This window comes from Bacillus sp. FSL R5-0654 (assembly GCF_038008745.1).
In the GTDB taxonomy this organism is placed as follows: Bacteria; Bacillota; Bacilli; order Bacillales; family Bacillaceae; genus Bacillus; species Bacillus safensis.
Map to the genome: position 1 here is coordinate 2,145,710 of NZ_JBBOZV010000001.1, position 12,704 is coordinate 2,158,413.

The 12,704-nt window shown below is 40.6% G+C and carries 18 protein-coding genes and 1 riboswitch; of the genes, 3 read left to right on the plus strand and 15 right to left on the minus strand.

Going from position 1 to position 12,704, the window contains the following annotated elements; all coding sequences use genetic code 11:
• The 8 genes from resA to NSS76_RS10750 all read right to left on the minus strand — a co-directional run bounded on the left by resA (window position 1) and on the right by NSS76_RS10750 (window position 5,807).
• Entirely contained in the window at window positions 1-531 is a 531-nt protein-coding gene (resA, locus tag NSS76_RS10715; protein ID WP_047204114.1) for a thiol-disulfide oxidoreductase ResA, read from the minus strand.
• A 90-nt stretch (window positions 532-621) separates the two neighbouring features.
• Window positions 622-1,356 (minus strand): 23S rRNA pseudouridine(2605) synthase RluB, encoded by a 735-nt coding sequence (gene rluB, locus NSS76_RS10720; RefSeq protein WP_024422842.1) that lies wholly within the window; start codon window positions 1,354-1,356, stop codon window positions 622-624.
• A gap of 135 nt (window positions 1,357-1,491) precedes the next feature.
• Window positions 1,492-2,028 (minus strand): spore maturation protein, encoded by a 537-nt coding sequence (locus tag NSS76_RS10725; protein ID WP_024422843.1) that lies wholly within the window; start codon window positions 2,026-2,028, stop codon window positions 1,492-1,494.
• Window positions 2,029-2,032: 4 nt separating this feature from the next.
• Window positions 2,033-2,620 carry a nucleoside recognition domain-containing protein gene (locus NSS76_RS10730; RefSeq protein WP_126681634.1) on the minus strand — a complete coding sequence of 196 codons (588 nt, stop codon included), beginning with the start codon at window positions 2,618-2,620 and terminating at the stop codon, window positions 2,033-2,035.
• Window positions 2,608-3,759, minus strand: a complete 1,152-nt coding sequence (locus tag NSS76_RS10735) for a D-alanyl-D-alanine carboxypeptidase family protein (protein WP_341082164.1) — start codon at window positions 3,757-3,759, stop codon at window positions 2,608-2,610. Before NSS76_RS10735 ends, NSS76_RS10730 begins: the two co-directional genes overlap by 13 nt.
• 113 nt (window positions 3,760-3,872) lie before the next feature.
• Entirely contained in the window at window positions 3,873-4,352 is a 480-nt protein-coding gene (locus tag NSS76_RS10740) for a YpuI family protein (RefSeq protein WP_039179631.1), read from the minus strand.
• A 113-nt stretch (window positions 4,353-4,465) separates the two neighbouring features.
• Window positions 4,466-5,059, minus strand: coding sequence for an SMC-Scp complex subunit ScpB (scpB, locus tag NSS76_RS10745; RefSeq protein ID WP_024422847.1), 594 nt, complete (start codon window positions 5,057-5,059; stop codon window positions 4,466-4,468).
• Entirely contained in the window at window positions 5,049-5,807 is a 759-nt protein-coding gene (locus NSS76_RS10750) for a segregation/condensation protein A (RefSeq protein WP_024422848.1), read from the minus strand. The genes scpB and NSS76_RS10750 overlap by 11 nt, the downstream gene beginning before the upstream one ends.
• A gap of 209 nt (window positions 5,808-6,016) precedes the next feature.
• Between NSS76_RS10750 and NSS76_RS10755 the strand changes: the two genes are divergently transcribed.
• The gene (locus NSS76_RS10755; RefSeq protein ID WP_012010430.1) at window positions 6,017-6,109 is read left to right on the plus strand and encodes a YjcZ family sporulation protein; all 93 of its coding nucleotides are present in this window, start codon (window positions 6,017-6,019) and stop codon (window positions 6,107-6,109) included.
• 90 nt (window positions 6,110-6,199) lie between these two features.
• Window positions 6,200-6,724, plus strand: coding sequence for a DUF309 domain-containing protein (locus NSS76_RS10760; RefSeq protein ID WP_172881387.1), 525 nt, complete (start codon window positions 6,200-6,202; stop codon window positions 6,722-6,724).
• A gap of 24 nt (window positions 6,725-6,748) precedes the next feature.
• Here NSS76_RS10760 and NSS76_RS10765 read toward each other — a convergent pair whose 3' ends face one another.
• The 7 genes from NSS76_RS10765 to NSS76_RS10795 form a co-directional block, all read right to left on the minus strand.
• The gene (locus NSS76_RS10765; RefSeq protein ID WP_024422850.1) at window positions 6,749-7,102 is read right to left on the minus strand and encodes a GNAT family N-acetyltransferase; all 354 of its coding nucleotides are present in this window, start codon (window positions 7,100-7,102) and stop codon (window positions 6,749-6,751) included.
• Between the two features lie 113 nt (window positions 7,103-7,215).
• Window positions 7,216-7,680: a 6,7-dimethyl-8-ribityllumazine synthase gene (gene ribH, locus NSS76_RS10770; protein WP_029706184.1), complete on the minus strand. Its 465-nt coding sequence runs from the start codon at window positions 7,678-7,680 to the stop codon at window positions 7,216-7,218.
• 26 nt (window positions 7,681-7,706) lie between these two features.
• Complete coding sequence (ribB, locus tag NSS76_RS10775) at window positions 7,707-8,333, minus strand: 3,4-dihydroxy-2-butanone-4-phosphate synthase (RefSeq protein WP_341082169.1); 627 nt, start codon at window positions 8,331-8,333, stop codon at window positions 7,707-7,709.
• 11 nt (window positions 8,334-8,344) lie between these two features.
• Entirely contained in the window at window positions 8,345-8,995 is a 651-nt protein-coding gene (gene ribE / locus NSS76_RS10780; RefSeq protein ID WP_024422851.1) for a riboflavin synthase, read from the minus strand.
• Window positions 8,996-9,248: 253 nt separating this feature from the next.
• Window positions 9,249-9,390: riboswitch (FMN riboswitch) on the minus strand.
• A 108-nt stretch (window positions 9,391-9,498) separates the two neighbouring features.
• Window positions 9,499-9,843 carry a hypothetical protein gene (locus tag NSS76_RS10785; RefSeq protein WP_008344451.1) on the minus strand — a complete coding sequence of 115 codons (345 nt, stop codon included), beginning with the start codon at window positions 9,841-9,843 and terminating at the stop codon, window positions 9,499-9,501.
• A gap of 229 nt (window positions 9,844-10,072) precedes the next feature.
• Window positions 10,073-10,309, minus strand: coding sequence for a DUF2164 domain-containing protein (locus NSS76_RS10790; protein ID WP_024422853.1), 237 nt, complete (start codon window positions 10,307-10,309; stop codon window positions 10,073-10,075).
• Window positions 10,310-10,520: 211 nt separating this feature from the next.
• Window positions 10,521-11,102: a TetR/AcrR family transcriptional regulator gene (locus tag NSS76_RS10795; RefSeq protein ID WP_341082170.1), complete on the minus strand. Its 582-nt coding sequence runs from the start codon at window positions 11,100-11,102 to the stop codon at window positions 10,521-10,523.
• A gap of 272 nt (window positions 11,103-11,374) precedes the next feature.
• Here NSS76_RS10795 and NSS76_RS10800 point away from each other — a divergent pair, with 272 nt between their 5' ends.
• Window positions 11,375-12,628, plus strand: a complete 1,254-nt coding sequence (locus tag NSS76_RS10800; RefSeq protein ID WP_341082173.1) for an MFS transporter — start codon at window positions 11,375-11,377, stop codon at window positions 12,626-12,628.
• Window positions 12,629-12,704 lie beyond the last annotated feature (76 nt).

Here is a 12,704-nt window from a genome sequence, read left to right on the forward strand (position 1 = left end):
CTATGACCCCTTTGGTTTAATCAAATTCATATACTCATAGATTTGACGTTCTGTCATTGTTCCCTTTATGACTTTGATTACCTTGCCTTCAGGATTAAGTAAAAGCGTAGTTGGCAGCTGCCCAATATCATACGCCTCTGTTACTTGACGATCTTTGTCCATGGCAACAGGAAAATTCACGCCATAGGATTCCATAAAATTTTTCACGGCAATCTTGGACTCCGCAACATTGACTGCGACAATTTCCACACCGCGATCCTTGAACACTTCATATTGATTCGCCATATAAGGAAATTCTTGTTTACACGGACCACACCATGTACCCCAAAAATTAAGAAAGACACCTTTGCCTTTTAAGTCCTTTAACTCAATCCGATCCCCATCCACAGATTGAAGGACAAAGTTTGGCGCAATAGATCCTTCTTTGACTCGATCCTGTTTGGCAAATACTGAGTTATACATTGTATAACAAAGTGCAGCAAGCATCACGAGGAGAATGCCCGTCCGTATGAAAAACCGTCTTTTTTTCATCTGAAGTACCCCTTCCCCATAGACATTCAGGTAAATTATAGCATTCTCCTTCTTTTGATGCTTCTTCATTTTTTGAAGTTTATGTGAAAATTAAAAAGCGCTTTTCCCATGATCGGCAATTGCTCTCAGGCGCTTTACTTCATGTGGAGACAATTCTCTGCGGTCTCCTGGTCTCATACCTTCAATATGAAGGAACGAATATTGCTCCCTTTTTAGCTTTAACACATCATGGCCAATCGCTTCAAACATGCGGCGCACTTGTCTGTTTCTGCCTTCATGAATGGTTAATTGGACAATACAAGTTTGCTTTCGTTTATCAATAGAAAGCATTTTCGCACGAGCAGGTGCTGTTTTTTTATGATCTAACATGATCCCTTTTTCTAGCTTTCTAAGCAGTTCCTTTGATGGAATGCCTTTTAGCTTCGCTGCATACGTTTTATCAATTTCGTATTTCGGGTGCATGAGCTTATGGGCAAATTCCCCATCATTTGTAATCAAAATCAAACCGCTCGTATCATAATCTAACCGGCCGATTGGATAAAGGCGCTGCGGGACATCATCAAAGAAGTCTGTGACGACCTTACGTCCTTTATCATCCTCGGCAGCCGAAATGACGCCGCGCGGTTTATAAAGCATAAAGTAAACCGGTTCTTCTCTTTCAAGCTTTAAGCCATTGACTTCAATTTTATCTGAAGAGCCCACCTTCACTCCGAGCTCTGTCACTGTTTGACCATTAACGGTAACTCGTCCTTCTTTAATTAATTCTTCAGCCTTTCGTCTTGAAGCGACGCCGGCATGTGCAATTACTTTCTGTAAACGTTCCATTTGTCTTTCACCTCATGTACTATCTTACTTGCTTGACCTAAAACAAACAAGCATTCGTGGAAAAATAAGCGTTTCGTCTGTCTAATTTCAGCTAAAAAGCGATTTTCCATCCATGAAATACAAAAAAGCGCCTGATTAGGCGCCGCTAAATAACAAACTGACGATAATCACAGATGCAATGACACCAATGAGATCTGCTAACAAACCTACTTTTAGCGCATCTCCCATTTTTTTAATACCGACTGCTCCAAAATAAACCGTCAAAATGTAAAGGGTGGTGTCTGTTGACCCTTGCATGACTGCCGCGAGCTGGCCAATAAAAGAATCTGGACCATACGTCGCTATCAAGTCTGATGTCATCCCAAGTGCAGCCGTTCCTGATATCGGACGAATAAACGCAAGTGGAACGACTTCGGGAGGGAAACCAATCGCTGTAAAGACTGGTTTTAAAAGTCCCATAACAAAATCAAGCGCACCTGACGCACGGAATATCGTAATAGCTACAAGCATGCCGACTAAATAGGGAATGATGGAAAAGGCAATTTGAATGCCCTCTTTCCCTCCCTCCACAAATGTTTCATAGGTTGGTACCTTTTTAATGGTTCCAGCAATCAAAATCCCTGCGATGATCAGTGGAATCAAAGCAAGAGACAGCCAGTTAATAAATGCCACAAGATCACCCCCGCCTGCTTCTGCGATAGTGGAAATAACGATCGATGAGAATTGCTCCGATTCCTGAAATGAGTGTTGCTAAAATGGTTGGTCCTACAATGTCTGTTGGCTGATCTGCCCCATAGGTCATTCTTATAGCAATGACGGTTGTTGGCACAAGTGTGATAGAGGACGTGTTGACCGCTAGAAATGTAATCATAGAACGGCTTGCCTCATTTTTTCCGCCGTTTAATGCTTTCATCTGCTCCATCGCCTTAATCCCAAGCGGTGTAGCGGCATTCCCAAGACCAAAGAAATTCGCCATGAGATTGGACAAAATATACCCCATTGCAGGATGATTAGGCGGAATATCCGGGAATAGCTTTGAAATAAAGGGCCGGCACAATTTACTAAAGAAATTTAACAGCCCTGCCTCTTCGGCAATCTTCATGAGCCCGAGCCAAAAAACGAGGACACTAATCAGACCAATTGAAATAGTAACCGCTTCTTTTGAGCCCTTAAATACAGCCTCATTCACTTCCTGCATCGTTCCATTAAACATCGCATAGACAAGACCGATGACAGTGAGAAACACCCAAATTAGATTGACCATGAAGATCCGCCTATAGATGTCTGAAAGACAGACTTAAACATTTCTTGAAAGCTTTTCTGAGGTATGCGGTTTCGTTTATTTTCATAAAAAATCGGTAATTGCTCGATCACCTGTCCATCTAATAAAATTGTCATTTTCCCTACAACATCCGGGATGGCTTCGGCGTTTTTTTTCCATTTCTTTTTAGGGGTGAGCATTTCTGTTTCAATTTTGACAAGTTTTTTCTCATCTTCATTTAAAAAATAGTCCACATCACGCTTGATAAACGCTTTTTTTTCGTAAAAGCTCCCTTTTAACGAAGCAAGTCTTCCTTTTTCAGCAAGCACATACGTTTTGTAGTGATCAAATGCATATTCAAACATAGAGATATGATCCTTCCAGTCGTCCGGCGCATTAATGGTCACAGCTATCAGCTCAGCATCCCCTTTTGCAGCGGTGGAGACGAGTGTACGTTTTGCAAGTTTTGTATATCCTGTTTTCCCTCCAGTTGAATATTCGTATAAACCGGTAAGCAGCTTGTTTTTATTTTTCCAATAGCCTTCCATTGTTTTTGCTTTATAGAAAGTCGTACCAGCAATTTTTTGATATTGTTTATGTTTCATCGCGTATTTTGTTAGGATCGCCATGTCATAGGCTGATGAATAATGATTTTTATGATCATCGAGTCCGTGCGGATTTTGAAAGTTCGTATTCTCCATTCCTAGTTCAGCCGCCTTTTGATTCATCATAAAAATAAAGCCTTCTAAGCTGCCGCCAACATGCTCTGCAATGGCAACAGCTGCATCATTTCCAGAACGCAGCATGAGCCCGTATATCAAATCTTCTAAGCTCACCTTCTGCCCTTCCTTTAAATAAATGGATGAGCCCTCCGCTTGAATCGCACGTTTTGATACTTTGACGGTATCTTTCATTTTTCCTGATTCAATAGCTAATACAGCCGTCATGATTTTTGTAATACTGGCGATTCTTCTTTTTTCGTGCTCGTCCTTTCCAAATAGGACTCTGCCTGACTGTCCATCTATTAAAATGGCACTTCTTGCACTCACTGATAACGAAATGTCTGCTTTGGCATGTGAGGAAAAAGGCAGTAAGAGTGTAAATAGAAGAAGGACTGCTGTTCCAATTTTTAAATAGGGCATGTTCATTCACGTCCTTGTCCGTTTTGTACAAGTGTATGCTCAGCTGAAAAAGTTATGATGCCTCGTCCATAAAAAAAAGCGCCTCTACATGTAGAGACGCTTCTTCGACTTACTTATACCATTTTCACTTGCTGATGAGAAGTCGTATATTCCAGCTCTTCTCTCATCGCTAAAAAGTCTTTTTCTAATGAAGAAAATAATTGTTTCATATCAGCGGATACTTCATGGTGAAAAACAATGCTGCTTTTTCCTGTATAGGCCGAACGGCTGTCTTCATACCATGTATCCTTTTTCGGCGTGAAAAATTCTTCAATACATTGATGATAAATACGGTGAAGCATCTGCTGTGCGGCTTGCTGCGGAAATGTCTGCTGCTGCCCCATTTTCCTGCAAACTGCTGCTGCATCCTCGCTGTACACTGCAAGCTTCCGTAATGTACTCAATATGTCACAATAATAGGCTTCCGCTTCGGGGTTTAATTGTTTCAAGCTTGATAAGGTGGCTTCGTTCAGAAAACCATTCATTTCAATTGCAACCTTTGATAAAAAGACGCCTGCTTGATCAACTTGAGCCTTTACATTCATATGTGCCATTTGTTTCTTGTTTACCTTCCCCTCATGGCTTTGTCACCATTTTATCTGTCATCAAAAGATTTTAGACCTAAAATCTTTTTTATATTTTATCATACATTTTTCCTTCGTTTGAACTATTTTATATCTTCAAATGTTTGATTGAAGTTTTCAAAAAATAGATCAGCTTCTTCTTGCACACCATCTGCTTCCACATTCTCTGGAAGCGGTGGTAATTCATCTAACGCTTTTAAGCCAAATTGCTCTAAAAAGGTCGGGGTTGTCCCATAAAGAATTGCTCGTCCCGGGCCATCGGCACGTCCTACTTCACAGAGCAATGCTTTGGCTACTAAGCTATGAAGCACACGCTCTGATTTGACGCCTCTAATCTCCTCTACCTCACTGCGTGTAATCGGCTGTTTATAAGAAACAATGGCAAGCACCTCCAGCGCTGCCTGCGATAAACCTTTGGATGGTGTCTCAACTAATTTTTTTAAATACATGCTGTATTCTTTTTTCGTCAGCAGCATATATGAATCTGCATATTCAATGAGCTCAATCCCTCGTTCTTGTTTTTGATATTCTTCCTTTACGGAAGACATAATGTCGAGTAATACCGACTCATCTACTTCAAGAACAGACATGAGCTGTTTTCTTGTTAAGCCTTCGTCACCTGCTGCATACAGCAGCGCTTCTAAGATGGCTTTCCAATTCACGATATCAAGCGTCATGAATCGTTTCACTCCCTATGATATAAATGTCTTCAAAGTTCCCTTCCTGCTCTAGCATGATTTGATGGCTTTTCATCAATTCGAGAACAGCAAGAAACGTCACGACAAGGTGTTCCTTTTGATCATGTTGAAATAGAGTCATGAAATTGGTCCGCTTTTTTGTTTTTCTTAAATGGTTCATAATCTCATTCATTTTGTCTTCAATCGGGATTTCTTGTCTTGTAATCTTTGATGGTGCTGGTTTCGTTATTTTCTTTCTGTTTAATACCTTTTGGAACGCACCTAACATATCATACACCGTTACGTGTAAATTTGTGTCCTTCGCTTCTGATTCTTTTGCAAATTCGCTTAAATCACTCGGTGGTTTTGTAAAGGCATTTTGCCTTTCTTCTTCGCGTTCCTTTAGTTCTTGCGCTGCATTTTTATACTTGCGGTATTCAATCAATTTGCCAATCAGCTCTTCTCGAGGATCCTCTTCCTCTTCGAGCAGGTCTTCATCAAACAGCTCTTCCTCTTGTTTCGGAAGAAGCATTCTGCTTTTAATACTCAGGAGGGTTGCAGCCATGACCAAATATTCACTCGCAACATCGAGCTCAAGCTCCCTCATCGTGTGGACATATAATAAATACTGCTCCGTAATTTTAGCGACGGGAATATCATAAATATCAATTTCCAACCGGTTAATTAAATGTAAAAGCAAGTCCAAAGGACCCTCGAACGAATCTATTTTCACCTGATATTCCAGCATCTTTTTCTCACCATTTCTACTGTCTTCTAAGTACCGTTTCACCGGCTAACCTTTAGTATAAGACAGGATAAAGCTCTCGTCCAATATAATTTCGGCCATGATGCCTTGGGCAAATCAAGAAAAACAGTGGATCCGCCCAAACCAATAAGGGCATTTATACATAGAATACCATTGTAATCAGAACTGATGAAAAAGGAGGCCGTATCATTATGGGAGATGGCTATAACTTCGGCGGAGGATTCGCGCTTATTGTCGTGCTTTTCATCTTGCTGATCATCGTTGGCGCGGCTTGGGTTTATTAAAGAAACAGAGCGTCCTTTTCACAAAAGGGACGCTCTTTCTTCTTTTCTTTTCAATATGTTAGACTGAAAGTGGAAAAGGAGATGACCGCTGTGTATCCTGAAGCGTACGTGGCTTTTTTACACGAATTTCATACAACAAGAGATTATTTTGAGTGTCATGAAATTCTAGAGGAATATTGGAAGGAAGATCCCCCTGAGCAGCGCAAAGAATATTGGGTCGGGCTCATTCAGCTCGCTGTTGCCTTGTATCATCAAAGACGGGGAAATGGAAAAGGAGCAAAAAGGCTCATTTCTAACAGTCTTCATTTGTTAGAAGCAAACCGTTCAGTATTATCGAATCTCGGTCTGGATGATGAGGCATTTCTGTTGCTTTTGCGAACGCTGAAAAAGAAGATGGATGAAGACATGCCCTATGAGAGTGTGATGCTGCCGATCAAAGATGAAGCACTTCTTTCTTTATGCCAAGAAATGGCCCAAAAAGAAGGACTGCTCTTTGGACAGGAAAGCAACTTATCCCATACATTTTTAATCGAAAAACATAGACTCCGTGACCGGACAGAAGTTTTGCTGGAACGAAAAAAGCAGATTGAACGTAAAAAAAGCAGAGGACTGTAGCCTCTGCTTTTACATGTGTGATATTTAATTTGATTCGCTGTGACACTTATGAAAGAAGCCTTGCGTTAATTCATTTGGAATGAGTGTTTTGGTTTTAAATATTTCTTCCACGGCTAAAACCATTTCCTTGCCGATTCCTTGATCACGATGGGATGGATTCACACTAATATGCTCAATTTGTACTTGGTCGTCTGTTTTCAACACACCAATAGCACCTACAATATCCTCGCCATCTTTCCATAGGAACAGCTGCCGATCTTCATCCATTTCATATGACTTCATCGTCTGCTGAAGCTGTTTGACGTCTTTCTCACCCGGCATAAAGGACAGAAGCCCCATGGCAATTTTTTCAAAAGACCTCTTGTAACGAATTAACATATATACCCCTCAATATTCAAATTATCCTAATTTCCAGCAAATGTCTTATGATTCATTTGCTCATCACACATTATAAACATTTTTATACCGTTTTTAAACTCTTTTTCACTAAATTAAGAGAACGTTCGATTGAGATTCGCCATTTCAATAGCAGCTGCAGCCGATTCGCTGCCTTTATTTCCTGCTTTTGTACCAGCTCTTTCAATGGCTTGTTCAATAGATTCTGTTGTGAGTACACCAAAGATAATCGGTACCCCTGTTGACATAGCACTCTGAGCAATTCCTTTAGCAGCTTCATTACAAACGTAATCATAGTGAGTCGTTGCCCCTCTGATCACGGTTCCAAGTGTGATGACTGCATCATATTTTTTGGTTTCTGCTAATTTTTTTGCCATGTACGGGATTTCAAAAGCGCCTGGTACCCACACAACATCGATATCATCACCATTTGCTCCGTGTCTGAGTAATGTATCTTCTGCTCCATCTAACAGTTTACTTGTAATAAAATCATTGAATCTCGCTACAACGATTGCAAATTTTAGTCCTTCTGCTACTACATGACCTTGTATTGTATTCATATGTTGATCATCCTTTTTTGTGATTTTTATTTTGTTTCAATAGCGGCTGTTCGATTGTTGTTTAAATATGTCTGTAATGCTTCGATTGTCAGCATCTTTAAATCATGCTGTTTTTGGATCTCCTTTAGTTCAGGGACGCGCGCCATTGATCCATCTGCATTCATAATTTCACATATGACACCCGCTGGTTCTGAGCCTGCCAGTTTAGCAAGATCAACCGCCGCCTCTGTATGACCTGGTCTTTCTAGTACGCCGCCCTCTTTTGCAATAAGCGGAAAAACATGTCCTGGTCGGGCAAACTCTTTTGGTTTTGCGTCTTTATTTAACATGGCCAGCATAGTCGTGGAGCGCTCAAAAGCACTAATACCAGTCGTCGTTGTCACATGGTCGATGCTTACTGTAAACGCTGTATGGTGTGCATCCGTATTATGTTCAACCATTGGATGCAGATTCAGGTGTTTGGCGATCGACGCATGGACTGGCGTACAAATGAGGCCTCTTCCATGTAAAGCCATGAAGTTAATCACCTCAGGTGTGGCATGCTCAGCAAGTGCCACAAAGTCTCCTTCATTTTCTCTGTCTTCATCATCCACTACGATAATGATTTCTCCTTGTTTAAGGGCATTTACTGCCTCATCAACGGAATGATACATACAATCGCCTCCTAGAATCCGTGCTCTTTTAGAAATGATGGGGTCAATCGAGATGGCTGTTTTTCGCTCTGCTCTTTTGTTAAAAAGCGATAAATGTATTTACCGATCATGTCACACTCTATATTCACGATATCCCCCATAGATTTAGTCGGGAAAATAGTTCCTTCAAGCGTGTGAGGAATAATAGAGACTGTGACATGTGAATCTCGCAAATCGAAAATGGTCAAGCTGACACCATCTATTGCGATCGAACCCTTTTGGGTGAGCATATCTGTGAGGGTCTTGTTCATCTTTAAATCATAGTAAATGGCATTACTCTTCTTTTCTATCCGGGTAATGACAGCCGTTCCATCAACATGACCTGAGACAAAATGGCCGCCAAATCGTCCATTTGAGGACATGGCTCGCTCTAAATTCACTGGACTGCCTTTTGTCAGCTGATCCAGCGATGTCGCTTTGACCGTCTCTGGCATCACATCTGCCGCGAACTGTTCTTTTGTGAAGCTAGTGACTGTGAGACATACTCCATTAATGGCAATACTGTCTCCGAGGTGAACATCTTCCAGCACACGGCTGCATGTAATGACAATTTCCATGGCATCTGCTGACTTTTTACTTAATGACTGAACGGTGCCAACTTCTTCAATTATCCCCGTAAACATGTGATCCTCCCTTTCGTTTCATTTGTATTTCTCACTTTTAAAAAAAGCGATGTTAGGGACATGTGATCGATTGAGCACCTTCGTCGCTTTTTATGGTCCATACAAGGTAGATGAGGGATCACCTAATAAACACTGCATGCAGTCTATTAACGACAAAATCATACAGAAAGCCCCGGAAAAAATTCCGGGGCTGTGGTTTTTTTGCATCAGAAATAAGACTATGATCAACAAATATTTTTCGTTCATAGCTTTCTTTATCCTTCTCCCATCCAGACTTTCACTGTCGGCTTCAGCTTTTCACTGAATCAACCGTTAATAAATTAACGGGTCACGGGCTGTAAAGCATTTGCTTTATTACCGTCGGTCGGGATTTTCACCCTGCCCCGAAGGATACAATCGATATTTAGCTGTCCTTAGGGGCTATTATAGCGATCCTTGTTGTCAAATGCAACAATCAAGATTTCTTCACACAAAAAAAGCCTCCTTATAGGAAAGGAGACATGTTAATTTACGACTTTTACTACTTTTATCAGTCCATCTATTCTTTTTTCATTACTAAAGTAGGCTTTAATACGATCGCCTTTTTTCAGATCAGCCACATCATCTTCAAATTTCTTACCATTAAAAATGATTTTTGTGCCATTCTTCGCTTGACCGTAATATTCATCTCCATCAATTTTCGTAATGGTATATTCATAGATGGTGTAATCTTTATCATTATTTGTTAAGCTTTCGCCAATGGCTGTTGGCACATCTTCAATTTTCATGCCATTCATGTATAAATAACCTGCGCCTAAACAAAGCAGTAAAACAAATAAGATCGCAATTTTTAATTTAATTTTCCCCATATTTAGAACCTCCATCATCTGCACTTCGCCTATTTGTATGTTTTATTCCTTCTTTTATTGAAATAAAACCAAAAAAGCTGATTTTCATTAATGGTTACTTATATAACGATTCAGATGGCCCTTTGGTTCCACCTCTTAATCATTACATATGATACGAATATGCGTTCTTTATTAAGGGGGTCTTTTTTCTGTTTATTAGTTCGTAACACACCATACTGCAAGCTTTTCATTATATTCTTTTTTCGAGTGCAAATAAGTCTTCCTCTAACAATTGTGACCGCTGAACAGCGATGCTGCGGCTGTCGCGAACCCCTTGATTATAGTAGTAGCTTCCAAGGTTTTTTGTGATAAATTCTAGTATATTAATGGCTGCTAATTCACCAATCTCTTCTTCTCGTTCTTCAGCAAAATAACGCTGAATGGCCATCGTCATTTGATTTTTCTCTTCTTTTGTGAGTGGTTTCAAAGTATCCCCTTCTTTCTTTCCAATTTCTTCATTTGCATCTGATATGCTGGCACCCCGCAAATACGAATGTTTGTTCTCCTATCATATCATAAAAATACATTCTGTGCATGACTGCCCTATAAGAAAAAGCGTATTTTGATGTAATGGATCAAATACGCTTTCACTATGCTGATGATTTTTTCATGGAAGCTGTCATAGCGTGTTGTCCATTTTATTTTAAATTGGATAGGATCGTCGCTACAGAATGATCTACAAATGAACGCTCTGGACGTGACTTCATGAAGACGGTAAGCCCGATGAAAGAAACGACCAGTGTCTGTGCTAAGGCTTTAGCATTCAAGCTGCTTTCAAGCTCACCCGAGCGAATACCTTGCACAATCTTTTCTTCAAATATGACCGAAAGATACATCTGATGCTCTCTTGTCAGAATTTCAAATTTCTCTTCGTGTGGAGCAAGCTCCACTATCGTATTAATGCAAAAACAGCCTTTACTCGGGCCATCTCTATATTCCTCTTCCACTACATCTGTAAATAGTGAATGAAATGCTTCCTTTACAGATTGATTGTTTTGAAGTTTTGTTCGAATGCGGGCTGCATGCTGCTTTGTATATTTACGTAATGCAGCCTCAAATAACTCCTCTTTATCTCCAAAGGCTGAGTATAAGCTTGGCCGCTGTATTCCCATTTTTGCAGTCAAATCGCTTAACGTTGTAGCTCTATACCCCTTTTCCCAAAAAAGCACCATTGCATCATCCAACGCTTTTTCCTCATCAAACTCACGCTGTCGAACCATCATCAATTCCTCTTTTCAACAATAAAATCATTTCACCAAAACAATTATTCATTTATTTGTAAGGATATCATTTTTTATTACCAATCAGTACATTATAATTTTATTTTATTCATGTAAAATTGTCAAACTGTCTTTCTTTAATCAAGATCAACTTAGAATAACTGGATGAAACTCTTGACTTTAAAATATTTCGTTGGTTATCATTAACAGGAATTATTTTATACCTATCGATATATTATACTTTTTAGTACAAAAAGGAGAGGATGCAATGAATGGTTAAAGATAAAATGACTCCAAGAGATCATCCTGATATGAATTTTCGATTAAAACCTGAATCAAAGATGAGTCACTATATGGCACTACTTTTTGCAGCAGCGTGCGGGATGGCTGTTGCAAACATATACTTCGCACAACCGTTACTAGATTCACTGGCAGACGAGTTCGGTATCACGTATTCATCCATTGGTATTGTCATTACGATTACTCAGCTTTGTTATGCGGCGGGGCTGCTACTGATAGTACCGCTTGGTGATCTGTTGAATCGACGACGGCTCATTATCGGTCAGATGCTTTTATCTGTGCTTGCCCTCATTCTAGTCGGCATCGCTCCTATCGTCACCGTCCTATTTCTAGGATTAGCAGTGGTCGGACTGCTCGCTGTAGTCACTCAGGTACTCGTTGCGTTTGCAGCAAGTTGGGCTGCTCCAGAAGAACGCGGCCGTATAGTCGGCTTGGTGCAAAGTGGAATCGTAACCGGCATTCTTCTCGCTCGAACCTTTGCTGGTGTATTAACCGATTTTGCTGGCTGGAGGTCTGTTTATCTTGTTTCTGCCGTCATCATGCTTATCCTAACTGGCGTATTGTTCCGAGTGCTCCCGCGTGATGTCAGCAAAAGAGAGTCATTATCCTATGTTCATCTGCTTCGTTCAATGTTTATATTGTTCATACAAGAACGAATCCTGCGCATCCGGGGGATTTTGGCTCTTCTGATTTTTATCGTCTTTGGTACGTTATGGACTTCACTCGTACTGCCTCTCAGTACTGCGCCATACTCTCTTTCACATACTGCAATTGGCGCATTTGGTCTTGCTGGAGCAGCCGGAGCGTTAGGGGCTGCTCGGGCTGGCAGCCTTGCTGATCGAGGTTTTGGACAGTTCACTACTGGTATATCCCTTGTCCTATTATTCATTTCATGGTTTTTCATCAGTTTGACTGAACATTCACTTATTGCATTAGTCATTGGCATTATCATTCTTGACCTATCTGTGCAGGCAGTTCATGTGACCAATCAGAGTATGATTTTTACAGTACGGGCTGAGGCGAGAAGCCGGCTTACTGCGGCTTACATGATTTTTTACTCCATCGGCAGTGCGACCGGTTCAATTGTTTCAACCAGTATATACGCGACCTACGGCTGGAGCGGAGTATGTCTCTTTGGTGCCTCTATCAGCGCTTTCGCCATTTTGTATTGGTTCATCACCTACCGCCTAACGAAACAAATCACAGTCGTCTCACAAACAAAATAAAAAAACACCGCGATTAGGGACTGACCCCATAAGATGAGACAAATAAAAAACACCTTCAAGTTTGAAAACGGATCGT

Bases quoted from the DNA above. Each gene is read 5' to 3' on its own strand.
- NSS76_RS10755 (WP_012010430.1), top strand. From the start codon at position 6,017: ATGGGAGATGGCTATAACTTCGGCGGAGGATTCGCGCTTATTGTCGTG.
- NSS76_RS10785 (WP_008344451.1), bottom strand. From the start codon at position 9,843: ATGGGGAAAATTAAATTAAAAATTGCGATCTTATTTGTTTTACTGCTT.
- ribE (WP_024422851.1), bottom strand. From the start codon at position 8,995: ATGTTTACGGGGATAATTGAAGAAGTTGGCACCGTTCAGTCATTAAGT.
- NSS76_RS10750 (WP_024422848.1), bottom strand. From the start codon at position 5,807: ATGCTGGAATATCAGGTGAAAATAGATTCGTTCGAGGGTCCTTTGGAC.
- NSS76_RS10795 (WP_341082170.1), bottom strand. From the start codon at position 11,102: ATGGTTCGACAGCGTGAGTTTGATGAGGAAAAAGCGTTGGATGATGCA.
- NSS76_RS10740 (WP_039179631.1), bottom strand. From the start codon at position 4,352: ATGGCACATATGAATGTAAAGGCTCAAGTTGATCAAGCAGGCGTCTTT.
- rluB (WP_024422842.1), bottom strand. From the start codon at position 1,356: ATGGAACGTTTACAGAAAGTAATTGCACATGCCGGCGTCGCTTCAAGA.
- NSS76_RS10735 (WP_341082164.1), bottom strand. From the start codon at position 3,759: ATGCCCTATTTAAAAATTGGAACAGCAGTCCTTCTTCTATTTACACTC.
- ribB (WP_341082169.1), bottom strand. From the start codon at position 8,333: ATGTATCATTCCGTTGATGAGGCAGTAAATGCCCTTAAACAAGGAGAA.
- NSS76_RS10730 (WP_126681634.1), bottom strand. From the start codon at position 2,620: ATGGTCAATCTAATTTGGGTGTTTCTCACTGTCATCGGTCTTGTCTAT.
- ribH (WP_029706184.1), bottom strand. From the start codon at position 7,680: ATGAATACAATACAAGGTCATGTAGTAGCAGAAGGACTAAAATTTGCA.
- NSS76_RS10800 (WP_341082173.1), top strand. From the start codon at position 11,375: ATGGTTAAAGATAAAATGACTCCAAGAGATCATCCTGATATGAATTTT.
- NSS76_RS10765 (WP_024422850.1), bottom strand. From the start codon at position 7,102: ATGTTAATTCGTTACAAGAGGTCTTTTGAAAAAATTGCCATGGGGCTT.
- scpB (WP_024422847.1), bottom strand. From the start codon at position 5,059: ATGACGCTTGATATCGTGAATTGGAAAGCCATCTTAGAAGCGCTGCTG.
- resA (WP_047204114.1), bottom strand. From the start codon at position 531: ATGAAAAAAAGACGGTTTTTCATACGGACGGGCATTCTCCTCGTGATG.